At 42.6% G+C, this 24707-nt stretch carries 18 protein-coding genes, 1 rRNA gene and 1 pseudogene; 1 reads left to right on the plus strand and 19 read right to left on the minus strand.

What is annotated here, in order from left to right; translation table 11 throughout:
- Positions 1 to 65: 65 nt before the first annotated feature.
- A 16S ribosomal RNA gene (locus NSS87_RS28270) occupies positions 66 to 1623 on the minus strand.
- Positions 1624 to 2035: 412 nt separating this feature from the next.
- Here NSS87_RS28270 and NSS87_RS28275 point away from each other — a divergent pair.
- On the plus strand, positions 2036 to 3292 hold the full coding sequence (locus NSS87_RS28275) for an MFS transporter (RefSeq protein WP_149645253.1): 1257 nt from the start codon (positions 2036 to 2038) through the stop codon (positions 3290 to 3292).
- Between the two features lie 12 nt (positions 3293 to 3304).
- Here NSS87_RS28275 and NSS87_RS28280 read toward each other — a convergent pair whose 3' ends face one another.
- From NSS87_RS28280 to NSS87_RS28365, 18 genes and pseudogenes are all read right to left on the minus strand, one after another.
- Complete coding sequence (locus NSS87_RS28280) at positions 3305 to 5212, minus strand: PBP1A family penicillin-binding protein (RefSeq protein WP_339243646.1); 1908 nt, start codon at positions 5210 to 5212, stop codon at positions 3305 to 3307.
- On the minus strand, positions 5209 to 5808 hold the full coding sequence (locus NSS87_RS28285; protein ID WP_339243647.1) for a hypothetical protein: 600 nt from the start codon (positions 5806 to 5808) through the stop codon (positions 5209 to 5211). The genes NSS87_RS28280 and NSS87_RS28285 overlap by 4 nt, the downstream gene beginning before the upstream one ends.
- A gap of 64 nt (positions 5809 to 5872) precedes the next feature.
- Positions 5873 to 6985, minus strand: coding sequence for a HAMP domain-containing sensor histidine kinase (locus NSS87_RS28290; RefSeq protein ID WP_339243649.1), 1113 nt, complete (start codon positions 6983 to 6985; stop codon positions 5873 to 5875).
- A gap of 19 nt (positions 6986 to 7004) precedes the next feature.
- Complete coding sequence (locus NSS87_RS28295) at positions 7005 to 7712, minus strand: response regulator transcription factor (protein ID WP_076297845.1); 708 nt, start codon at positions 7710 to 7712, stop codon at positions 7005 to 7007.
- A gap of 202 nt (positions 7713 to 7914) precedes the next feature.
- Positions 7915 to 9927: an NAD-dependent DNA ligase LigA gene (ligA, locus tag NSS87_RS28300; RefSeq protein WP_339243650.1), complete on the minus strand. Its 2013-nt coding sequence runs from the start codon at positions 9925 to 9927 to the stop codon at positions 7915 to 7917.
- Between the two features lie 78 nt (positions 9928 to 10005).
- Entirely contained in the window at positions 10006 to 12345 is a 2340-nt protein-coding gene (gene pcrA, locus NSS87_RS28305) for a DNA helicase PcrA (protein WP_339243652.1), read from the minus strand.
- 156 nt (positions 12346 to 12501) lie between these two features.
- Entirely contained in the window at positions 12502 to 13221 is a 720-nt protein-coding gene (locus tag NSS87_RS28310) for a heptaprenylglyceryl phosphate synthase (protein ID WP_179086618.1), read from the minus strand.
- A gap of 162 nt (positions 13222 to 13383) precedes the next feature.
- Positions 13384 to 14250, minus strand: a complete 867-nt coding sequence (locus NSS87_RS28315; RefSeq protein ID WP_339243654.1) for a phosphatidylinositol-specific phospholipase C/glycerophosphodiester phosphodiesterase family protein — start codon at positions 14248 to 14250, stop codon at positions 13384 to 13386.
- A 121-nt stretch (positions 14251 to 14371) separates the two neighbouring features.
- Positions 14372 to 15778 carry an undecaprenyl-phosphate glucose phosphotransferase gene (locus NSS87_RS28320; protein ID WP_339243655.1) on the minus strand — a complete coding sequence of 469 codons (1407 nt, stop codon included), beginning with the start codon at positions 15776 to 15778 and terminating at the stop codon, positions 14372 to 14374.
- Positions 15775 to 16728, minus strand: coding sequence for a glycosyltransferase family 2 protein (locus NSS87_RS28325; RefSeq protein WP_339243657.1), 954 nt, complete (start codon positions 16726 to 16728; stop codon positions 15775 to 15777). Before NSS87_RS28325 ends, NSS87_RS28320 begins: the two co-directional genes overlap by 4 nt.
- A 103-nt stretch (positions 16729 to 16831) precedes the next feature.
- Positions 16832 to 17854 (minus strand): glycosyltransferase family 2 protein, encoded by a 1023-nt coding sequence (locus NSS87_RS28330; RefSeq protein WP_339243658.1) that lies wholly within the window; start codon positions 17852 to 17854, stop codon positions 16832 to 16834.
- A gap of 118 nt (positions 17855 to 17972) precedes the next feature.
- Positions 17973 to 18836, minus strand: a complete 864-nt coding sequence (rfbD, locus tag NSS87_RS28335; RefSeq protein ID WP_339248689.1) for a dTDP-4-dehydrorhamnose reductase — start codon at positions 18834 to 18836, stop codon at positions 17973 to 17975.
- 8 nt (positions 18837 to 18844) lie between these two features.
- Positions 18845 to 19867 (minus strand): dTDP-glucose 4,6-dehydratase, encoded by a 1023-nt coding sequence (gene rfbB / locus NSS87_RS28340; protein WP_339243660.1) that lies wholly within the window; start codon positions 19865 to 19867, stop codon positions 18845 to 18847.
- Between the two features lie 31 nt (positions 19868 to 19898).
- Positions 19899 to 20382, minus strand: a pseudogene (rfbC, locus tag NSS87_RS28345) (dTDP-4-dehydrorhamnose 3,5-epimerase).
- A gap of 483 nt (positions 20383 to 20865) precedes the next feature.
- The gene (locus NSS87_RS28350; RefSeq protein ID WP_339243662.1) at positions 20866 to 21939 is read right to left on the minus strand and encodes a Gfo/Idh/MocA family oxidoreductase; all 1074 of its coding nucleotides are present in this window, start codon (positions 21937 to 21939) and stop codon (positions 20866 to 20868) included.
- Between the two features lie 11 nt (positions 21940 to 21950).
- A complete protein-coding gene (locus NSS87_RS28355) occupies positions 21951 to 23108 on the minus strand; it encodes a glycosyltransferase family 4 protein (RefSeq protein ID WP_339243664.1) in 1158 nt (385 codons plus the stop codon).
- Positions 23109 to 23469: 361 nt separating this feature from the next.
- Positions 23470 to 23859 carry a DUF2304 domain-containing protein gene (locus NSS87_RS28360; protein WP_339243665.1) on the minus strand — a complete coding sequence of 130 codons (390 nt, stop codon included), beginning with the start codon at positions 23857 to 23859 and terminating at the stop codon, positions 23470 to 23472.
- Entirely contained in the window at positions 23856 to 24584 is a 729-nt protein-coding gene (locus NSS87_RS28365) for a glycosyltransferase family 2 protein (RefSeq protein ID WP_339243666.1), read from the minus strand. The genes NSS87_RS28360 and NSS87_RS28365 overlap by 4 nt, the downstream gene beginning before the upstream one ends.
- Positions 24585 to 24707 lie beyond the last annotated feature (123 nt).

Genomic DNA, 24707 nt, shown 5'->3' on the forward strand with positions numbered 1-24707 from the left:
TAAATGATTTTGGAAGTTTAACTTCCGATTTGAATGTCTTCATTGCAGAAGACGATTCTCCATAGAAAGGAGGTGATCCAGCCGCACCTTCCGATACGGCTACCTTGTTACGACTTCACCCCAATCATCTACCCCACCTTCGGCGGCTGGCTCCCTTGCGGGTTACCCCACCGACTTCGGGTGTTGTAAACTCTCGTGGTGTGACGGGCGGTGTGTACAAGACCCGGGAACGTATTCACCGCGGCATGCTGATCCGCGATTACTAGCAATTCCGACTTCATGCAGGCGAGTTGCAGCCTGCAATCCGAACTGAGACCGGCTTTGATGGGATTGGCTTCACCTCGCGGTTTCGCTTCCCGTTGTACCGGCCATTGTAGTACGTGTGTAGCCCAGGTCATAAGGGGCATGATGATTTGACGTCATCCCCACCTTCCTCCGGTTTGTCACCGGCAGTCACTCTAGAGTGCCCAACATTACTTGCTGGCAACTAAAGTTAAGGGTTGCGCTCGTTGCGGGACTTAACCCAACATCTCACGACACGAGCTGACGACAACCATGCACCACCTGTCTCCTCTGTCCCGAAGGCCGCCACTATCTCTAGTGGATTCAGAGGGATGTCAAGACCTGGTAAGGTTCTTCGCGTTGCTTCGAATTAAACCACATACTCCACTGCTTGTGCGGGTCCCCGTCAATTCCTTTGAGTTTCAGTCTTGCGACCGTACTCCCCAGGCGGAGTGCTTACTGTGTTAACTTCGGCACCAAGGGTATCGAAACCCCTAACACCTAGCACTCATCGTTTACGGCGTGGACTACCAGGGTATCTAATCCTGTTTGCTCCCCACGCTTTCGCGCCTCAGCGTCAGTTACAGCCCAGAAAGTCGCCTTCGCCACTGGTGTTCCTCCACATATCTACGCATTTCACCGCTACACGTGGAATTCCACTTTCCTCTTCTGTACTCAAGTCACCCAGTTTCCAGTGCGACCTCAGGTTGAGCCCAAGGTTTAAACACCAGACTTAAATGACCGCCTGCGCGCGCTTTACGCCCAATAATTCCGGACAACGCTTGCCCCCTACGTATTACCGCGGCTGCTGGCACGTAGTTAGCCGGGGCTTTCTTCTCAGGTACCGTCACTCCGATAGCAGTTACTCTACCGGACGTTCTTCCCTGGCAACAGAGCTTTACGATCCGAAAACCTTCATCACTCACGCGGCGTTGCTCCGTCAGACTTTCGTCCATTGCGGAAGATTCCCTACTGCTGCCTCCCGTAGGAGTCTGGGCCGTGTCTCAGTCCCAGTGTGGCCGTTCACCCTCTCAGGTCGGCTACGCATCGTCGCCTTGGTGGGCCGTTACCCCACCAACTAGCTAATGCGCCGCAGGCCCATCCCTCAGTGACAGATTGCTCCGTCTTTCATTCTTCCTTCAGGAGAAAAAAGAAATTATCCGGTATTAGCTACCGTTTCCGGTAGTTATCCCAGTCTAAGGGGCAGGTTGCCTACGTGTTACTCACCCGTCCGCCGCTAAGTTAGTTTGAAAGCAAGCTTTCAAACTAACTCCGCTCGACTTGCATGTATTAGGCACGCCGCCAGCGTTCGTCCTGAGCCAGGATCAAACTCTCCAATTAGTATTGAAAAGAGCGATATGCTCATTTTGAAACTGACGATTCATTAAATGAATCTTTTAAAAATTAACGCGTTCCATTTGTTCAGTTTTCAAAGAACTTGCTCCCGGCATTTCGACATCAACTGTCTCTTGCACAGGAATTAGAGTATATCATGTTGTCGTATTTCTTGTCAACTTATTTTTTCATCGTTTGTGTTTCATTTGTTCGATGCGTCATAAGCACAAGAGATAATATACCATGCTGTTCTTATGTTTGCAAGCTTTTTTTGAAATAAAAATAATCTACGAATAAATACTTTCAAACTAGCACAAACCAACACAAATTGTTTCCAATAATCCTTAATTTATGGCTAAATAGAATTTATCGTAATCCCATATATTAACTTCTAATGATACGTACGAGAGGAGTCTAAATGAAAAACAATCCATCTAGTGCTGCGACCCAAACAAACACCAAGGACAAGGAGCAGCGTAATCTGCAGCAAGCAACAATCTATAAGATTTTGCTGGCTGTCAGCTTTGTTCATTTATTTAACGATTCTATTCAGGCAGTCATCCCTGCAATCTTTCCTATTCTCAAAGATAACTTGATGCTCTCCTTCGCTCAGATTGGGTGGATCTCCTTTGCCTTAAACATGACGTCCTCTGTTATCCAACCAGTCATTGGGTATGCGGCAGATCGTAAGCCTCGTCCTATATTGTTACCACTGGGTATGTGCAGCACATTTCTAGGCGTACTTTTATTGGCTTATGCCAACAACTATATTCTTGTATTGTTTTCCGTCATGCTGATCGGTTTCGGATCTGCTACCTTTCATCCCGAAGGCATGCGTGTTGCTCATATGGCCGCCGGTCAGCGGAAAGGTCTTTCGCAATCTATTTTTCAAGTCGGCGGCAATGCTGGACAATCTTTAGGACCAATGCTCACGAAATGGATATTCATTCCCTTTGGGCAGATCGGCGCTCTTGGCTTCACTATCGTTGCGGCTGCCGGAATTGCCGTCCAGACCTATGTCGCTCGCTGGTATCGAGAGATGCTGGATGCGGGATATACGTTTCATAAAAAATCAACAGCTCGTGCAATCGATCCTGCCCGACGCAAAAGTATTCGAACGGCAACAATCATCCTCGTTTTCCTAGTCTTTGTAAGATCTTGGTACGGCGCTTCTATCGGCAGTTACTACGCTTTCTATTTAATGGACAAATATCAAATGACGCTTGATAAGGCCCAAATCTATATTTTTATGTATCTGGCAGCTGGAGCTGTCGGTACATTCTTTGGAGGCCCACTGGCAGACCGCTTCGGACGGCGTAATCTCATTCTTCTCTCTATGGTCGGAACAGTGCCCTTCGCACTGGCTCTACCCTTCGTGAACCAAATGTGGGCAGCTATACTCTTACTGATTGGCGGCTTCATCCTTTTGTCCAGCTTCTCTGTTACTGTAATCTATGCTCAGATGCTTTATCCAGGCAATATCGGAACAGTTTCAGGGTTAATCACTGGTCTTGCTTTTGGGCTCGGAGGAATTGGCTCCTTGGTACTCGGCAATCTGATTGACAGCATTGGAATTTCAAAAGTGTTTATAGCTTGTGGATTCCTACCTCTTTTGGGTTTCCTTGCTCTCCTGCTTCCTAGAGACGAGAAACTAGAAGAATGGGCCGCTCAATAAACATCAGTAACATCAGTAACCACTTAACGCCTTACTCATGACTGTAGAAAATAGAGCGGCAGCCTTCCCGCTGCCCTCTGTCATATAATTATCCTTATTTGTACGATCAAACCCCATCCACACTGCAGCTGTCCATTCCGAAGTATAACCAACAAACCACAAATCCCGGTTAGCTTTCTTGCTTACGCCTGGCAGATCCAATTGGGTTGTTCCGGTTTTCCCCGCTACAGGCCTGTTCATTTGCGCTTTTTTGCCCGTTCCTTCATTGACAACATTACGTAGCATCATCGTCATTGCCTCTGCGGTTCGTTGCGATATTACCTGCCGTGATTCGGAGAGATGTGAATACACAACCTTCCCTTTTGAATCCATTATCGTGCGTACCATATGAGCCTCATTGAATTTACCTCCATTAGCAAAGACACCATAGGCTTGTGTCATTTTAAGTGGCGATACCCCATTATGAAGCCCTCCTAAAGCTATTGATAAATGGTTATCCTCCTCTGACAGTACAATTCCTAATTTGGCTGCAAATTGCCGTGCAGAGGAGATTCCAACCTGCTTCAAAAGCCAAACAGCTGGCGCATTTACGGATTTTTGCAGCGCTCTACTCATTGTGATTTGACCTTGATACACACCGTTCAAATTCTCAGGTACATAGTTTCCATAAGCGTATTTGCGATCAGAAAGTATGCTATTCGGGCTAAACTTCCCGCTCTCTAGCGCGGGTCCATAATCAATGATCGGCTTGAAGCTGGAGCCTGGCTGCCGCGCATCAATTGTAGCTCTGCTCAAGCTCCCCTCATTTTGTTCACGCCCACCAATCAGTGCCACCACTTCACCTGTACGATGATCCATTATGGTCATAGCTGCTTCTACCTGCTGATCTTTTCCGTCAGGCGGAAAAGAAGAACCCTTTAGAAATGCCTGCTCTAGCGCCTGCTGTGCTTTAATGTTCAACCCTGTAACGATAGTGTAGCCACCCGTTCGAAGCTCCTCCACAGACTTCCCAGTGATCTTAGCCGCTTCCTTAAGCGTAGCGTCCACATAATGCACACCAATGACTTCTACTTTGTTCGCAGCGGGAGGTTGATACTGTTTATCTCTAGCCTCAAGCATTTGTTCTTTAGTAATCAGTCCTTGATCTAACATAATCTGTAGAACGAGATTCCTTCTTGTTTTGGATAATGTACTATTGTCTACCGGATTATAAATAGACGGTCCTTTAGGGATTCCCGCCAAGGTGGCGATTTGCCATATTTCTAGTTTTTTTAAATCGGATACGCCGAAGTAACGCTCCGCAGCTGCCTTTACTCCATATTGTCCACGCCCCATATAAATCTGATTAAGGTAAAGCCCTAGAATCTCTCGTTTTGATAACTGCCTCTCCAATGCAAGAGCAATGGATGCTTCGTTTAGCTTACGTATGACATTCTTGTTCCTGTTCAAATAAAGATTGCGAGCTAGCTGCTGAGTAATACTACTTCCGCCCTCAGAGAGATCCATATCCACAATATTATTTAGAAAAGCGCGAGAAATCCCTTTATAATCTAATCCCTGGTGGCTATAAAAGCGCCGGTCCTCCACCGCTAAAAACGTATTTATCAATAATGCAGGCATTTCCTCCAGCTCCACTGAATGTCTATACCCCGAGCCCGGTAAAGGGATCATTCTTAATGTCGTCCCGTCCGAGGTCTTAATGATGCTCGATTCCGGCAGCTGAAGTTTATCCTCTTGCTGTTTAACCACTTGCCCGCCGTATTGAAATACGTAAAGCAAACCCACGAGCGCTATTATTATTCCAATGATACTCCCATCAAATAATAAATACCCCAGACGGAGTATCCGGGTACGCACGATCCATCTGCCATCCTTGCCTGAATGGGCTACACTTTGTTTTTTTTCGGTAACGGCATTCATGATTCTATAATCAGGTTCTCTAAGAACCGCTCCATACTACGGGCTTCAACACTCGCTGCTTCAAGAAGTGCTTGGGCTTCCATCCCATCATCCGTGTTGTCAGCCTCCTCTACCTCACGGAGAGCACGGAGAATTGCCCGAGTTCTTATCAATAAAGCTACAGCTGGTGTGTCCTGCATCGTTTCTGTTGCTACGCCTCTATTCGGAACTTCAATTCTTTGCATGCGATTCAGGTTAGCGGCGATTTGGCCTAATTCTCCTCCAGAGAGGACCTTGATTTCTTTTGTTACTCCCTTGTCTGCCAGCTCTAAGGTCCCAATCAATACCGCGTGCAAATCATCAGCAATTTTCTGTGAACGGAGAATAAACAACCCGCTGAAGAATAGAACAAATAGAATTATGGCGCTGGGGATTGTTCCAATATGATTAATAACCCAGTGGATAAGACGAACAAAAAAGACGCCTGATTGCCCTGAATAATGAGAATACAGCAAAGCAACAGCCCGCTGGACAGCAAAAAGAAAGGCAGCACTCAAAAGAGCACTCCCTATAAAAATATAAAGATAATGGATGCGAACCGTCCGAAGTTTGTGCATAGTCATTCCCTCCTTGTGCTCACAAGGATATCTTCCAAATCTTAAGAACCCGCCAAGAGTTTTCTTAAGATTCTATGAAGAATGGGAAATAGGTGATAAAATCCGTCCGAAGCGGGGAGCTTTCTACATAAATAACGCCATTGTGGCGTTCGATGATACTTTTGGAAATGGCAAGACCTAGGCCTGAACCGCCTGTATGCTGTGAACGAGACTTCTCTGCCCGATAGAATCGTTCGAAAATAAACGGAATATCGCTCTCTGCAATCATTTCTCCAAAATTGCTAATGCGGACAACCGCTTCATCTCCCCTTTTACTGAAACCAATCTCCACTTTCCCGCCGCTTCTACCGTAACGGATCGCGTTCGTAATCAAATTCTCATAAGCACGAACTAATTCTTTAGGGGAAGCCTCTATCCACAACTCACCAGCTTGGTCATCGATCTCATAGATCATTTCAGCCTTTGTTAGTTCTGGAACTGACTCTTCCGCTAACTGCCGTATAAATGCTTTTAAATCTAATCGCTCCATAACCAGAGGGTATTCCCCACTATTTACGCGTGTATATTCAAAAAGATCGTCGATCAGTTTACGCAGCACAAGGGATTTGTTGTAGGCTATGCTCACGTAATATCGTATTTCTACTTCTTCCTGGCATCGATCTTGCTCGATATATTCCAGAAAACCGAGGACAGAGGTAAGGGGGGTTCGTAAATCGTGGGAGACACCTGTGATCAAGTCATTTTTTGCATTCACTGCTTTACGTTCCTCTTCCACGGAGTGCTGCAAACGTTCAGCCATTTCATTAATATTCTCAGCCAGCACTCCCAGCTCGTCCGTGGTTCTGACTTCAATTCGGTGCGACATCCCGGAGCTTGTGATTTCCCGAATTCCTTTGGTGATCTCCTCCAGATACAGTACTATTTTACGAGTATAGATAAAAAAGAACAGCAAAAAGCTGATAATACCAGCTGCGGTCAGCAGTGGCATAGAGCCAATATGATTAATGATCCAGCGTAAGATACGTGAATAGGGAGCCGACTCTGACACTGGATTCAGATAGATCATGAAATTAACGAGCTGGTAACCTGCAAACAGCAGTAATCCACCGGAAAGCACACTGAGTAAAAAGGCGTATATAAACTTCCAACGAATCGTAGTTATATATTTTGAATTCAAGAAGCCTCACCTAATCCTTTCAGGAAGGTCCATCTAATTTATAGCCAACTCCCCAGACGGTTTGTATATAACGGGGGCGCTTCGAATCCACTTCGATTTTATCGCGGAGGTTACGAATATGTACCATAACAGTATTGCCCCCATCTAAAAATGGTTCGTTCCACACCTTATCGTATATCTGCTCTAAGCTAAGCACTTGACCTTGGTGCCTTGCCAAAAGCTCTAAAATAGAAAATTCCCGGGGGGTCAGCTTAATCTTCTGCTGGTCTATATGTACCTCATGCTTAGACGTATCTATAGTTAAATCTTCAAAGCTCAGTTTGCTGTCATTCCCTAGGCTATTACTATCTTTATTGAAAGCGTGATAACGACGCAGCTGTGACTTAACTCGTGCCACAATCTCCAAAGGATTAAACGGCTTGCCCACGTAGTCGTCCGCTCCTATGCTAAGTCCTGAGATTTTGTCCATATCCGTATTTTTGGCTGAAAGGATGATAATTGGCATCTTCCGCTCTTCACGGATCTTCATACATGCAGCTAATCCATCCATCTTAGGCATCATGACATCAAGAATAATCAGATCTACTTCTTCCTTCTGCAGACACGCCAGTGCCTCCATCCCATCATAAGCTTTAAGCAGGCGATAGCCCTCATTACAGAGGTATATCGATAACAGCTCTACAATTTCCTTCTCATCATCTACTAACAATATCGTTTCTCTCTTCACAGGAGGGGGTTCCTTTCAAATATAGTAATAATTATCTTTAGTTTCTATATTAGCAGATCCATTGAACGTTTTTCCTCGAAAATAGAAACATGTACTTAAAATCAAACGACAATAAGTAGGTTACGCAAAAAAAGGGTACCCGCTCCACTCGTACTTAAACGAAATGGAACTGGTACCCTTTTAGAATTTAGTAAAAATATGCTTACATCTCCAGCAGTCGAATTAGCTCATCCTCATCCTCGATGACCTGAATGCCTAACTGCTGTGCTTTGGCCAGTTTACTACCTGCCTTCTCGCCGGCAATAACCAAATCCGTCTTCTTAGATACACTTCCAGACACCTTCGCTCCGAGTGCTTCCAGACGTTCGGCGGCTTCGTCACGTGTAAGCTTTTGTAATGAACCGGTCAACACTACCGTTTTTCCGCTAAAGAAGGAATCCGTGCTAACAGGACGTGGGGCCTCAGGAGCTTTTGCTTCAACCCCAAGCGCGCGCAACCGAGCAACATTCGCCACGACTACAGGATCTGCGAAGAAGTTAACAATGCTCTCGGCGACAATCCCGCCAATGTCCGGTAACTCGGCAAGTTCCTCAGCTTTAGCCTGCATCACAGCATCCAGATCGCGGAAATGATCAGCCAGCATCTTAGTTGTTGCTTTACCTGTGTTAGGGATTCCTAACGCAAAGAGGAATGAGGCGAGATCGCGACCTTTGCTATCCTCTAATGCTTGCAGCAAATTCTGTGCTTTTTTCTCCCCGAAACGGTTCAGCTGTACAAGCTGCTCAAAGGACAATTCATACAGATCCGCAGAATCATGAACATTAAGCTCGTCGTAGAGCTGACCTGCCGTCTTCTCACTAAACGTCTCAATATCCATCGCATCACGCGAAGCGAAATGAGTGATCCGACTAATAATTTGCGGTCTACAGTTCAGCTTATTATTACAGAAAAGATGCGCACCACGCATTTCTAGCGGAAATCCACAAGCCGGGCAATCCTCAGGGAAAATAATTTCTCCTCCGTCATTCTCTTCTGTTACCTTGCCGAGAATTTCCGGGATAACATCATTAGAACGCCGAATAAACACTCGTGAGCCTAAGGCGAATTTCAAGTTTTTGCGCTCAATATCGCCCACATTATTTAATGTGCAATTCTGCACGGTAACTCCAGCAAGCTCTACGGCTTCAACACGAGCTAAAGGAGTCACTTTACCTGTACGTCCTACATTCCAGCTAACAGACTCAAGCACGGTCGTTGTTTCTTCAGCTTCAAATTTATAAGCCACTGCCCAGCGAGGGAACTTGTCAGTGTAACCAAGAACTTCACGAATACGGAAATCCGTTACCTTGATCACCGCTCCATCAATGAGGTAATCAAGACTTGAACGACTCTCCTCGATTCCAGCAAGCTGCTCAGTCACATCATCGAAATCATTACAGTAAGTCAGATAAGGATTAACTTTGAATTTATTATTCCGTAGAAAATCCATCATCTCCTGATGATCGGCGAACTCTACACCTTCGCCAAAACCTACATTATAGAAATATGCATTCAAACGACGTTCTGCAGTAGTCTTCGGGTTTAGATTGCGCAGTGCTCCTGCCGCCGCATTACGCGCATTCTTAAGTGGCTCTGCAGCCCGGGTATTATAATCAGCGAGCACAGATAGATTCATAATCCCTTCGCCCTGTACTTCAATGACCCCTTCTTTAAAAGGAATCGTTAATGGAACAGACTTAATGGTCTTCACCTGAGCAAGTATTCCTTCCCCAATGACACCATTACCACGCGTCGATGCCTGTTCGAGAACACCATTCCGATAGGTTAGATTCAGCGTCAAGCCATCAAACTTCAGTTCTACTGCATAACAAGGATCAGGTAGAGGGTTGCCTGGGTTCTTAAGATTGTACTCATTCACTAAGCGAAGTACCCGCGTATTCCAGCTCCGCAGCTGTTCAATATTCTGTGCTTTATCGAGACTCCAAAGCGGAGCCAGATGCCGATGCGGCGTGAAGCCCTTAAGCAGCTCTCCACCTACACGTTGTGTAGGTGAATCTGGTAGTACGAAGCCACTCTCAGCCTCCAGTGCTACAAGCTTGTCGTATAAAACATCATATTCCTTATCGCTGACTAGCGGAGCATCCAGCGTGTAATAGTGGTAATTATAATTATTTAACTCCGCAACAAGCTCTTCCATCACATGCATAGCATCCATGCAGGTACATCCCTCCGTCAATAAGTTTCCTAATGATTAGCGTGGTCTAAATATCCGTTCGTTAATCGTTTCCTACTATTATTCCACCCTGGTAATCGGTGCAAACCCTGCAAGCAGTCGTTTTACACCCACTGGTGCCGGAAAAGCAATTTGCAGCTCCGTATCATTCCCGGTGCCCTTCACAGCTACAACGGTGCCAGTACCCCATTTGCCATGCGAAACCTTATCACCCGCTTTGTATTCGCCAGCTGCTGCAGCCCCTGCTCCAGTAGCGCGCTGTGCGCCTCCGGAGGTTACGGTCACGCTGCTCTTGCTTGTCGCTGCGGACGCTGTGCTTCCGCTGCCAATCGGCGCCGCACCAGCAGCTCCACTTCGGCCGCCGAAGTTCCCACGACTGCCGCCACTGAAGCCGCGTCCGCCATAAGCACCGCCTACCTCCGAGCCTCCACGTTGGAAGCGATCCTGTGTCTTCGCGGTATCTTCCTTCAACTCCTCCGGAATCTCTTCAATGAAGCGGGACGGCTGATTCGCCGTCGTCCGCCCAAAGAGCGTACGCATCCGCGCGCAAGAGAGAAACAATTGTTTCTCGGCGCGGGTGATCCCTACATATGCAAGCCGGCGTTCCTCTTCGAGCTCATCGTTGTCTTGGAAGGCTCGGCTGTGCGGGAACACGCCTTCTTCCATCCCGACGATAAATACTGTTGGGAACTCCAGACCCTTGGCGCTGTGCATCGTCATCAGGACTACAGCGTCACTACGGTCCTCTTCATCATCATTCACACTATCAATATCTGCGATAAGTGCAAGATCCGTGAGGAAGGAGACAAGCGACTTGTCCTCGTTATTCTTTTCAAACTCCATCGTCACGGACAAGAACTCATCGATATTCTCTAGTCGCGAGCGAGATTCGAGAGTGTTTTCATTTTGCAGCTCCAAACGGTACTGCGACATCTCCAGTATTTTTTCCGTCAGTTCTGTTACGGACAAGAACTCCACCATACGGTGCAGAGCTTCAATCATATCGTAGAACTCTACTAGCATATTCCGCGTCCGTCCGGCAAAGCCCAAATCATCTACAGTTTGCAGTACGCGGAAAATAGAAACACCACGCTCACCAGCCGCAGCTGCCAGCTTGCCAACCGTTGTATCCCCTAATCCCCGCTTAGGTACATTAATAATACGCGTCAGGCTGATATCATCATCAGGGTTAGACAACAGGCGTAAATAAGCGAGCAGATCTTTGATTTCTTTACGATCATAGAACTTAATCCCGCCTACGATTTGATACGGAATATCAGATTTAATTAGAATTTCCTCGATTACCCGTGACTGGGCATTCGTACGATACAGTATCGCATGATTCTGGTAGGCTTGACCCTGTTTCACATTTTTGCTGATTTCTCCGGTTACAAAGTAACCTTCATCATGCTCAGAGTCCGCCCGGTACACCTTAATCTTGGCACCTTCCTCGGAATCGGTCCACAGCTTCTTCGGCTTACGTCCACTATTGAGTGCAATCACACCATTGGCTGCATTCAGGATATTAGCAGTTGAACGGTAGTTCTGCTCTAGAAGAATGGTTTTCGCTTCTGGATAGTCCTCTTCAAAATTAAGAATGTTCGTAATATCCGCTCCGCGCCAGCGATAAATCGACTGGTCACTATCGCCTACCACACAAATCCGGTGGTGGCTGTCAGCGAGCATACGGCACAACATATACTGCGCTCTGTTCGTATCCTGATACTCATCCACGTGGATGTATTTGAATTTCTTTTGGTAGAAATCAAGTACCTCGGGAACTTCCTTAAACAGTTCGATGGTCTTCATAATCAAATCATCAAAATCAAGCGAGTTATTGCTTCTTAGACGTCTTTGATACATCTTATATACCTTTGCAACTAAGCCTTCAAAATAATCGCCAACCTTCTGCTCATACTGCGCCGGAGTGATCAGTTCATTCTTGGATGCGCTAATGATAGCCTGCACAGCTTTTGGTTCGAATTTCTTCGTATCAATATTCAGTTCCTTCATACAGTTACGTATTACGGATAACTGATCTGTAGAGTCCAGAATGGAGAAGTTGGAGGTAAAACCAATCCGCTCGATATCCTTCCGCAAAATCCGAACACACATAGAGTGAAAGGTGGATACCCAGATATCTCTTCCCTCAGGTCCGACAAGCTTAGATACACGTTCCTGCATTTCCCGCGCGGCTTTATTCGTAAACGTAATCGCCAAAATCGCCCAAGGCGGCGCCTTTCGATTGGCAATCAGCCAGGCAATTCTATGAGTCAACACTCTCGTCTTCCCACTGCCCGCACCAGCCATAATCAAAAGTGGTCCTTCAGTAGTTTCGACAGCCTGTCTTTGTGGAGGATTCAGTCGACTTACTGCGTCTTGTATGCTAATAAGTTGCATGTGTAACATGCTCCTTTCTAAATATAAAATCACAAATCATAAGTAGTCCTAAAAATAACCACTAAGCATAAACGCCTTTGGCGTCATAAGGACGGTAAGTGTTTATGCGAAAATATAAGGATAATGTATCACGTGAAACTTATACTCTCTTATATTTTAATCGAATTGCTCTTGTACTGTCTTTTTTACAGCCGCAACTGTTAGCAGTGCCTGCTGTACATCACTATAAATAATATTGCCGACCACTACTGTATCACATAGAGCTGCTGCCTGCTCGGCTTCCGCCTCACAAGTAATGCCCCCACCATAAAAAAGTTGGGCGTGTTCCACCATTTCGCGTACTGTCCGCACAGTCTCCATATCCCCGAACCTACCGCTGTATTCAAGATAAACAATCGGCAGTGACATCAGCCTGTCCGCAACCTGAGCATAAGCAGCCGCTTCTTCAGCATCAATGGCCGTCTCAGCCCCTGTAATCCGTGCAACTGAAGAGGCACTATTCAGCACAATATAACCTTCCGTTAGAAGCGAATCCCATGGAATCATAAATCCATAGCGTTCAATAGCTCGGCGATGATGGCCTACAATCCAAGCTGGATCGGGCGTATTAAGCACCATAGGGATCATATAAAGATCAAATCCGGGAACAGCAGCTTCAAGTTCGGATACCTCAAGTGCACAAGGTAACTCAAACTGTTTTACTCTTGCTAGGAGATCCACTGTATTCTCATAGGTTACTCCTGTTGAGCCCCCTATCAGTATGGCATCCGTGCCAGATAAGCAAACGGCCTCCAAATCCTCATCCGAAATCATCCGGTCAGGGTCTAGCTTAAATACATGCCGCCAAGGTTTGATCATTTGCTGCACTGATTTCATGAGAATCATCCTTAATAGTCATTTGGGCAAGACAAAGACACTCCTGCCGCCGCAAAAGATATAGATCTAGTCTATGCCAGCACAGCAGGTGTGTCAATTTAAAGCGAACAAAAATGCGAACATTTTTTCGTATTTTTTAATGGTAATAAGTAGTCTAAGATTTCAACGTACACCTGAGATGTTAATCAAATCCTCTTCGGGTACAAAATCAGTATAAAAACCATCCACGCCCATACGGGCCAGTTCCCTAATTTCAGCTTCTTCATTTACTGTATGAACATATACACGAGCGCCAGCCTTCTTCAGCTTTTTAACAAAGCTCTTGGTGGCTCGGCCAACTGGCATGTTAATATCCACACCTGTTTTATTAACAAACTCAATAACTTGTTCATCCGTATCCTTGGATTGGTACAGAGTGTAAAGCACTTCTGGAAAAGAATACACCTTATTGATCTCATCAAGCATCGACTGATTATATATTTGTGGAACAATCCGATCTAATATGGCTGGATCCCGGCGCTGCGCCGCTTCTACCAACAATGTAAATTGTTTATTTATAAGTTCAGGTTTGATTTCTTTCGTATCGGTCACGATATAGGCATCTGGATAATGCTGCATCAGATCAAGCAACTTCTTGACATCGATTGGGGTGTATATATTCAGGATGGGACTATCCATGAATTCCTTAAAATCTAGTACCACCCCTTGTTTATTAGCAGGGAGAACATCCAACTGACCTAAAAGCTTACTCATGTTGCCTGACCACTCATGCCTACCTACTAGCTGATCATCAGCCGATAATAACAAGTCTACTTCAAATACGCGAGTTCCCTGTGCATAATTAGCAACAAATGCTTCAAAAGCATTGGTGTACGTATGGCCGTTAATGCCACCCATGGCATGTGCTACGACCTTGTGAGCTTCAAAGCCACTTGCAGGCTGCTTGTCTTCATTACTAAAAGCGATTACAAGTAACATGATAAGAGCTCCAATTACAATCACGGTTGCAACAATCTTTTTCTTATCCATAGTTGAGAGTTTCCTTTGCGAAGTTTAGATTATAAAATAATAGATAAACAATACCCCGCTCTACCATAGGTAGAAACGGGGATCGTATAAAAGTTTAATAAATCCAAAATAAGTGCAGGAATCAATAAGCATTTTTGTTGACGAAGCCGTTGCGAATCGTTTTGAAAATAATTCGAATGTCGAACAGTAAAGACCAGTTCTCTATATAGAAAATATCGTGTTTGATCCGCTCCTCGATGGAAGTATCACCGCGAAGTCCATTGCTCTGTGCCCAACCTGTGATTCCAGGTCGTACATGGTGTTTTACCATATACTTTGGAATTTCATCACGGAACTGTTCCACATAATATGGGCGTTCTGGTCGAGGTCCCACCACACTCATATGTCCCAGCAACACATTAAAAAATTGCGGAAGCTCATCCAGACTTGTCTTACGGATAAAGGTCCCAAATCTGGTTCTACGAGGATCTTCCCGCGTACTCCAGCCTGTATCCTCTTCACCATCCTGCTGCATCTTCATGGAGCGGAACTTATACATCATAAAATTACGACGGTTCAATCCCACACGTTCCTGCCGGAATATAATCGGTCCCGGAGAGGTCAGTCGGACACCAAGAGCCACGATTAGCATCACTGGTGAGATCATAATAATTGCGAACAAAGAGAACACAATATCAAACAATCGTTTTGCCATCTTATTACCCGTCATATCTAGTGGAATATCACGAACATTAATCATTGGCATGCCTGCAAAGTTATCAAAGTAAGGGCGCGCTGGTAAGTAGTCGAAAAAGTCAGGGATAATCAATGTGCGTACACCTGCTTTTTCACAGGCCGCAATAATTGAAGGATACTTCGAATGGGCATCAAGTGGCAGCGCAAGTATAACCTCATCCACAGGCAGCATCTCTAGCATTCCAGACAACTGGTCAACTGTTCCAAGAATCGGTTTATATCGTTGTTCTTCAATTCCATCCCAAGTATGATAGTCATCCAAGAAGCCAATCGCTTCATATCCAAGCTCAGGGTATTGCTCTAGATTATTGTAGAATCTTTTGCCTAGCGTACCTGCACCGATGATAAGTACAAACTGTTGGTTGAAGCCTTTTTCGCGAAAAGATTTAAGCATCTTCTTCAGTACATAACGGTACAGCATAATAGAAAGAATGTTCAATCCCATGTAAAGAGCTAGATATGTTCGGGAGATATTTATTTCTTTCACGAAAAACATCAGACCGAGCAGAATGAAAATGCCCATAATATGCACTTGGAAAATCTTAATGAATTCATCGACAAACCGTTTCTTACGCTTCGGCAAATACAGCGACAGCAGTATACCGACTAACACTGCAATTCCGCCATAAATCATACTCCAGTAAGCGTACGACTCTACAGGCAACGGGTTTTCATACTCCATCCAACCACTTCTAAACTTTAGCCACCAGGCTATAAGGAAGGACAGCTGGATGACAAGAAAGTCAGCCACCATATAGAGCTGTGTCAAAAATTTTTGATTACGCCGAATCATAAATTCACCTCAGTATTCTTTTCGTTACGTGCACCTGTTTCATTAGCGGAGTTAAGACTCTGAGCAGGTGATGGGACTGTTTTAGGCGAAGTTAAGGCATTCCGCAAAAGCGAAAGTGCGAACTTCACACCTACGCCGGCATATACTGTTCCATTTATCATACTGTTGTACTTCTTACTATAATGCTTACGATGAAATAAAATCATTGCCCGGTGGAATTCATAGACGATCTTAAACGGTCTGCGTCTGGCGCTGCCGCCTTTAAGATGCACGATAGCAGTCTTCGGATAATAATAAATCTCCCAACCAGCCTCTTTAATACGATAACACCAATCTAAATCCTCACCGTACATAAAAAACTCTTCATCCAATCCACCCACCTGGTTAATCGTCTCCCGCCGCAGCAGCATAAACGCACCAACCAGACAATCTATCGGGTAATCAAGATCAGGGTCCAGATAACCTAACTGGTAACCGTTAAACCTCGGACGATCCGGAAATAGCTTACTAAATCCAAAAGCATAATAGAACGAAGCAGACGGTGTAGGAAACCCCCGCTTGCAAGCTTTATCCAGCGAGCCATCCGGTAAAATAATCTTGCACCCTGACGCTCCTACATCAGGCCGACTATCCATAAAGGAGATCATCGTCTCTAGCGTATCCTTACGTACCACCGTATCTGAATTCAGCAGCAGCACATACCGTCCGGATGAAGCTTCCATCCCCTGATTATTAGCACGGGCAAAACCGACATTGTCGTTATTTGCGATCAACATTACACCTGGAAACTCTCTACTAATCTTCTCTACCGAATCATCATTGGAATTGTTGTCTATTAAAATAATCTCATAGGAATAGTTCGTTTCCGAGTCATACACCGACCTGAGACAATCCATCGTCAGGCGACACGTGTTGTAATTAACAATAAGTATACTTACATCTACATTCACTGCGTAACGCTCCTGACAAATATAGTAATCTACCGACAATAATTATAACATAAAACCTCCCTGAGAGGAGGTGACGTTTCAGGGAGGTTTTTCCAGATGCGATTTAGCTTTTGTGTTTCTTTCTCTCTTTTATCGCGGCTTGTATATACTCCCGCTTCTTTTTTAACGCAGGGAGCTGAGTAAAAAAGGACTTCCACGCTGTAATTAACTGTGGCTCTCTCAGAAGCATATAACCATGAGCTGCAATTTCATAGGGGAGAGAAACGAAGATTGTCTTCAGCATAGTTCGAGTCGGTTCATTCTTGTAGATCATTTTGTAGCGGTTAATGTAAGATATTCGTCGGATGAACAACGGCTTAGTGTTACGACCAGACGTTTTCCAGCCACGTTCGTGATACCCGATCGCCTCAGCATCATAATATCCCTGCCAGCCAAATAACTCCGCCCTCCAAGCCACATCCACATCTTCCTTATAGGCAAAAAAATCAGCATCAAAAAACTCACCATCAACACTTATGTCGTTGATCATCCGTCGAGAATACATCGCAGCCGCTCCAGATACACCGAATACAGGACCCGATTGCGTCCATTGGTCAGCTGGCTCACCCGCACCGCGATCAAATGCACGGCGTGCTCTGTTCATTCGGAGACCTGTGCTGTCTACCAGCCCATGATCCGCCTTCAGCAAAAGCTTGCCTGTGGCGCTGCCGATCTGTGGATTATTCTCCATCTGTGTGATTAGTCTGGAGATATAGTCTGGAGCCAGCGTAAGGTCAGGGTTAAGGACGAGCACGTAATCTGTATTCGTGGCCGAAATGGCCTGGTTGTGGGCTGGGGCGAAGCCTGTGTTAAGCTCATTCTCCAGAAGGTCAATTGTTGGATATTGCTTTATCTCCCTTGCGGAGTTCATAGCTTCATGCCCCACCAAGAATGCAGCGGGTGAGTCCGAGTTAAACTGGTGATAGAACGTCCTGACCTTATCCGCCGAACCATCAGTTGAAGCGTTGTCCACTACGACAATTTTTTTGACCAAATAATCCTGTGCCATTACTGCCTCTATACAATCTATGATGTCGTCAGCACTGTTGTAGGTGACGATATGTACACTTACTGTTTTGTTATTCATGAGTATCCTCGACTTTGTAATTTCTTGTTAACTACACACTCTCCTCTTATTATAACGAAAGAATACAAAAAACTCCCGTATCGTTATAAACGATTTGGGAGTTTCAATTGCTACTATCTTATTCTTTTAGCTCTAAGAGGAAATCTCTCAGGCCCTCACGCCAAGGTCGAATATCCTCAAATCCATTCGTACGTATCGACAGATGCTCCATCACCGAATTCCGAGGACGTGGTGCAGGTCTCGGGAACTGTTCTGTAGCACACGGTTCAAGCTTAGCGGTAAATTTCAAACCTAAAACTTCCTCAGCCTCTGCAAAAATTGCCTGTGTAAATTCAAACCAAGTACATGAGTCGCTATTTGACGCATGGTATACACCATACTTCTCAGTTTGGATAAGCTCTAACAAAAATCGAGCTAAATCGACTGTATAGGTAGGCGAACCTTTTTGGTCATCTACGACTTGAAGCAGTGGCTTTTCTTGACCAAGCTTCAACATTGTTTTGACAAAGTTATTCCCGTATTTACCGTACACCCATGATGTGCGTACGATGAAATACTTAGAGGAAAGGGATTGAACTAACACTTCACCCGCACGTTTCGATTTACCATATATACTCTTAGGATCTGTATTATCATACTCATGGTAAGGCTGTACTCCCAAACCATCAAATACGTAATCCGTACTAATGTACACCAGCTTAGCTCCAGCTTTTTCAGAAGCTAGCGCTACGTTTCGACTGCCCGTTGCATTGATTAAATAAGCAGCATCGATGTCACTTTCTGCCGCATCTACTGCTGTATGCGCAGCACAATGAATTACAGCATCCGGTCCGAACTCACCAATAACCCGAATACACTGATCCAGATCGGTAATATCCATCTCTTGACGGTCGCAGCCCATCACTTGGTGACCTTGATGCTGGAGTAGTAAAACTACGTCCTGACCCAATTGTCCAGCCGCGCCTGTAACAAGTACCTTCAGTGGAGCCATTATAGAGATTCTCCCAAACGATCGCCATATTGTAATTCAGCATACTTCTGGTATTCCCCAGATTGAATGCGAGTCCACCATTCGCGGTTATTGAGATACCATTGGATGGTTTCTTTAATACCTGTTTCAAACGTATGTTTCGGCTTCCATCCCAGTTCGTTCATAATCTTAGTTGGATCTATACCGTACCGACGATCATGACCCGGACGGTCTTGAACATAGGTAATTAGAGAATCCGGCTTACCTAATTCCTGCAGTACCGTATTTACAATATGCACATTCGTACGCTCGTTATTGCCACCAATGTTGTATACTTCACCGTTCACGCCCTTGTGGATAACCAAATCAATCGCACTGCAGTGATCTTCAACATACAACCAGTCACGGATATTCATCCCATCGCCATATACAGGCAACGCTTGATCCGCAAGTGCGCGGGAGATCATAAGCGGAATAAGCTTCTCAGGGAATTGGTAAGGGCCATAATTGTTCGAGCAGCGGGTAATGTTCACTGGCAGCCCGAACGTTTCATGATATGCACGTACAAGCAAGTCTCCACCTGCTTTACTTGCCGAATACGGACTGTTAGGAGTAAGTGGAGTTTCTTCGGTGAATAACCCGGTTGCTCCCAATGATCCGTATACCTCATCCGTAGAAACCTGAACGAACTTAGTGACATCGTACTTTTTCGCCGCATCCAAAAGCACTTGTGTTCCAAGCACGTTCGTCTTTACAAACACTTCAGGCTCCAAAATACTCCGATCCACATGCGATTCAGCAGCAAAATTCACCACTACATCAACACCTCGGCTAAACAAAGCATCCATTGCCTGTACATCTGTAATGTCTGCTTTTACGAACTTGTGGTTCGGATGATTTTCAATTGACTTCAAATTCTCCAGATTACCTGCGTACGTCAACGCATCTACGTTAATGATTTGATAATCAGGATGTTGTTGCAGCACGTATAATACAAAGTTGCTGCCGATAAAACCGGCTCCGCCGGTGATGAGGAGTTTCATGTGTAGACCACCTTTATTTCATTAGATATGTTTATATTTCGAAGTTCAGTTCCGCGTCCTTCAGCAATGGGTGGCGTTGATCTTTATCCGACAATACTGGACTCGAAGTCGGCCAATCAATACCTAAGGCTGGATCATTCCATAATATGCCGCGATCATTTTCGGGGGAATAATATTCGTCCACCTTATATAACACTTGGGTGTTCGGAACCAACGTACAAAAACCTTGCGCGAAGCCTTTAGGCACCAGTAGTTGACGTTTATTATATTCACTAAGAATTACTCCGACCCATTGACCAAATGTAGGGGAATTACGGCGGATATCAACGATAACATCATAAATAACACCGGATAAGACGCGGATTAACTTTGTTTGGGCTTTAGGATCTAGCTGATAGTTAAGGCCAAGCTTGTGTATGATTTCTTCTGTGTAGCTTTCCATAAAAAAACCCGGTTGTCACCATGACAACCGGTTCAGGTAATACTGAGTCCTTAAGAGTTAACACTTTTTTCATATTCATGTCCCCATTTTCAATATAATTTATACATAAATATGATTTCAAATCATATTCAATACAAATATCATAAAGATGAATACATTATAGATAATGTCATTTGATATTCATGAAAATAACTCCTACAAAAATTATACTTATTCCAATCCATTGAAAATTGGTGATTTTTTCATTTAAGATGACCAAAGACAATGTAATTATTAGAATGTATGAAATCCCAGACACTAGGGGGGAAATGTAACTAAGTTTAAATTTTTGCAGTATGATTATCCACAGAAAAAAACTTAATAAATAAAACATTATGCCGCCTACTAACCATAAATCAATATGCAGACCAAAAGCTCTATTAGTAAAATTAATTTTTGTGTTCGATCCACCTAATTTAATAAGAACCATTCCAAATGCGGACAATAAAAGATAGAGAATTACTAAAATATAATTCATATAAAACTCCTCAAAGGGAAATATAAACCACGAGACGTACTAGCTAATATTATACTTTTTATGAATACGATTGACAATTTCATTCATAGCTTCAACATTTCTGTATCCACTCTCACTATCTATGCTCGGGTCACTCTGACCAGTTTCAATTGCATTAATAAACTTACTTATAACAACATCATGACCATAAAGCAATTTTCCGGTAAGCATTTTAAACCCATTCAAAATGGTACCTTTCCAATGATGGAAAGTAAACATCCAAGAAGTAGTAATTACATTCATAGCTCTATGTTCCTCATCGTTCGGTATTGTAATAACAATATCTCTAAAAAAGTCATAAATAAGTAATTTTTTTTCACATGATATAATCAGTGCCCATTCGCAAATGGGGGAATTAAAGTTTATTAATAAATTCACTGGTTTCTCTCCAGCTATCATATCAGTATTTAATATCATAGGAGTATTCTCTTTCTCATCATTACCATAAAAAGCATTCGCATCAACAATTTCCACTTTCCCACCTAATCTGTCAAGAAGATAAAGGAAATGTGCCGCCTCATCATAAAATAAACCAAGGGGAAGATCATTATACCAAACAGGTAATCTACGGTTTCTATTGGTATATTGAACCTCAAAAAAAGAAACAATCTTACCAAACTCACCCTTATTGATTCTTTTTTCAAGTTTCATGAAATTATTAGCAAATTGAAAGTTGTGCATTACATTCAATATCAACTTTCTAGACTTCGAAATATTTGTAAGTTCTTTAGCTTCAGTTGTATTCATTACCATTGGTTTTTCAATGAGAACATGTTTATTTAATAATAAACATGCTTTCGCAACTTCGAAGTGATCTTGTGGCGGTATTCCAATTACTACGGAATCAATATCTTTAAACCAACTCAAACTCTCTAATTGTTCAAAGATACCTACCCCTTTTTCTAACACATATGAATTAGTTATTTTATTTTTATTTGAAGTATTTCTTACATTTTTTTCAGAAACGCCAACAACTCCAGCTATCTTTAGATTTTTCATTGATTTTATAGCTGGTATATGTCGGGTATTAGATATATTGCCAGCTCCAATTATACAAATATTATGTGATTTCAATAAAAGTCCTCCTAGAGAATATTATCTTTTTGATCTATTCGATTTAAATTATTGATTAGGCTTTTTGCAGTTACCGACCAGTCAAACTCACTCAATACTTTCTGATGCACATTCTTCGATAGCTGTTCTCTAATTCTTTTATCTGAAATCAGGTAATCTAATCCATTATAAATTTCATCACTGTCCACGGGATTGACCAGAAGTCCGTATGATTCATCTATAATTACTTCCGGAGTGCCACCTCTTGGAGAAGCCAATATTGCACATTTATATAACGCAGCCTCTAGAATAGAAGTAGGCAACCCTTCTGGAAAATCCGTCGCTAAAACAAAAATATCTGACGTGATCATTATTTTCATAACCTCATCATGTTCCATTCTACCCAACAGATATATTTTATTTGTTTTCATATTTGTAACTTCAGAGTATAAAGGACCATCTCCTGCTACAACAAGACTTATATTGTTATACTTCAAGCACAATTTATTAAAAGCCTCAACTAGCAAGATGATTCCTTTTTCTTTTATCAATCTCCCAGCATAAGTAATTACCACTTCATTATCATCTAAATCTAACAACTTTCTATAGTCTTTATAACTTTTTATTTTGTAATCAATATCAATACCATTATATAAAACACCTGAAGCTGAAATATTAAAGTGCTGTAGCCACTTATTGCAAGCATGGGATACACCATAAAACTCTTTCACTAAACGTTTTAGAAAGAATGTAATCGTATGTTCATATATATGTCCAATAAAGTCCAAAAATTTATTATTTAGAGTAAAATGACCAGTACCATGTTCTATTAAAATAACCGGTTTTTTCTCTCTCTTGGCAATTAATGAACCGATAATAGAGTGAATATAAAATCGAGCATTAAGAATATAATAATCTAATCTTTCTTCTTTTATTTTCTTTAGCATCTTAAAAAAACTCATATTAAGTTTCGGAAATGGTAGTCTCCCATTAATAAACTTTATAACAGGAAGTCGATACACCTTAATCCCTTGATAAAGTTCATATTCTGGTGAATCTTCAGTATTAGACGTTACAACTATTACTTCGTAGCCATTTAAAATCATTTTTTTCGCCAATTGTAAAGTATAAGTTTCTATCCCCCCTAAATGTGGATAGAAATGGGCAGCAAATATGCATATTTTTTTCAAAGTATAAACACTCCTAAAATAAACAACAGATTATTATAACAATTTTCAACTCACCAAATTCATCTCCCATCAAAAAATCACTGATAGTTGGTTATCGCTAAGCCAAGGAGAAATAGGTTACTGCACTTTAGCCTTAGATATATTAATGGTTAGCTGCTTCTTTCAATAATAATGATTATAAAAATGCGTTTCACTTCCGCAAAGCTAAAAAGATTATGACGTGTTTTAAACTTTATTTTTTATATAAACTGATGTTTAATAAATGCGGTGAAAACTATAGCTACCCAATAAAACAGATGTATTTTATTCTGAAAGTAAAGTGAATAAACTAAATATCTCCCTCTTACCTTTCATATAAATACTATATTTTTTCCACCTGTTCTTTACTAATTGGTATTTGGTAAGATTTCAACTGTTCTATATCCATTTTAATCAAGCCTAACTCTTGCGTTAGCTTAGTAATTTTAGATGCATTTTTAGATATTACTATCGTCATACTAAAAGATATCGTAAAGTTTGAAAGTATGAACAACAGAAATAATACATTTACAGGAGTTTCAATACCAATTGAATGAGCAGTATATACAGAAATTTTAGGGAAAATAGCTAATATAATAATTAAGAGACTCATAGCTAACCAAATTAATGCATACTTTAACTCAAGACGATATTTCCTTATCATATTTAATAATACAAAGAATACTATTAGAGAACTAATAATCAGAGTCAGTTGGAGTTTTAATGAAATCATTTTTCCACCTCAATTATTGTTCTTTTTCTTAAGGTGTCAATTAATACGGCGAGGGTAACTTTAAACATATAGTAAACAGCCTTAAAAGATTGGATTGAAGATACCCCTCCTACCCTCTCTTTCATCGTTACAGCTACTTCCATTACCCTATATCGATTTCTTAATAAATATACTATTGACTCTGGCTCTGGATAATCAGTTGGATAATTTAAAGCAAACAATTTAATAATATCTTTATTACATGCTCTAAACCCAGATGTTGGATCAGTTACTTTCTCACGATACAAAACCCCTATCAGAAAACTAAAATAACTTATACCCATTCGTCTAAAAACAGTAGACTGAAACCCTTTTTTCTCTATATATCTTGATCCTATGACAAAATCAGCTTGCCCCTTAACAATAGGCGCTATCAAATCTTTTACATAATATGGATCGTGTTGTCCATCACCATCAACCTGGATTGCAATATCAAAATTATTATTGTACGCGTAGATATACCCGGTCTGAACGGCTCCTCCAATTCCCAAATTACAAGGAAGATTTACAATTGTAGCATTAGCCTCCTTACATAACAAACTTGTACTGTCCTGGGAACAATCATTAATAACCAAATACTCCATCTCAACATTAGTAATATTTAGACTATTTACTTGACTCAATAGAGTTAAAATATTGCTTTGCTCATTATAAGCCGGAATGATTAGAAGGACTCTTTTTTTCAATGTTACCCACCTCTTAATAATAATCTAATGTTCTTAGCAACCTTTAAATGTATAGATATTGAACATAGTGGATATTTGAAATGTTAATGAATCAAACTATTCTCTAATACCTCTCAACCACCT

This window comes from Paenibacillus sp. FSL F4-0243, assembly GCF_037963295.1.
Classification (GTDB): domain Bacteria; phylum Bacillota; class Bacilli; order Paenibacillales; family Paenibacillaceae; genus Paenibacillus_AQ.

Bases quoted from the DNA above. Each gene is read 5' to 3' on its own strand.
- NSS87_RS28275 (WP_149645253.1), top strand. From the start codon at position 2,036: ATGAAAAACAATCCATCTAGTGCTGCGACCCAAACAAACACCAAGGAC.
- NSS87_RS28280 (WP_339243646.1), bottom strand. From the start codon at position 5,212: ATGAATGCCGTTACCGAAAAAAAACAAAGTGTAGCCCATTCAGGCAAG.
- NSS87_RS28285 (WP_339243647.1), bottom strand. From the start codon at position 5,808: ATGCACAAACTTCGGACGGTTCGCATCCATTATCTTTATATTTTTATA.
- ligA (WP_339243650.1), bottom strand. From the start codon at position 9,927: ATGGATGCTATGCATGTGATGGAAGAGCTTGTTGCGGAGTTAAATAAT.
- pcrA (WP_339243652.1), bottom strand. From the start codon at position 12,345: ATGCAACTTATTAGCATACAAGACGCAGTAAGTCGACTGAATCCTCCA.
- NSS87_RS28310 (WP_179086618.1), bottom strand. From the start codon at position 13,221: ATGAAATCAGTGCAGCAAATGATCAAACCTTGGCGGCATGTATTTAAG.
- NSS87_RS28315 (WP_339243654.1), bottom strand. From the start codon at position 14,250: ATGGATAAGAAAAAGATTGTTGCAACCGTGATTGTAATTGGAGCTCTT.
- NSS87_RS28320 (WP_339243655.1), bottom strand. From the start codon at position 15,778: ATGATTCGGCGTAATCAAAAATTTTTGACACAGCTCTATATGGTGGCT.
- NSS87_RS28330 (WP_339243658.1), bottom strand. From the start codon at position 17,854: ATGAATAACAAAACAGTAAGTGTACATATCGTCACCTACAACAGTGCT.
- rfbB (WP_339243660.1), bottom strand. From the start codon at position 19,867: ATGAAACTCCTCATCACCGGCGGAGCCGGTTTTATCGGCAGCAACTTT.
- NSS87_RS28360 (WP_339243665.1), bottom strand. From the start codon at position 23,859: ATGATTTCATTAAAACTCCAACTGACTCTGATTATTAGTTCTCTAATA.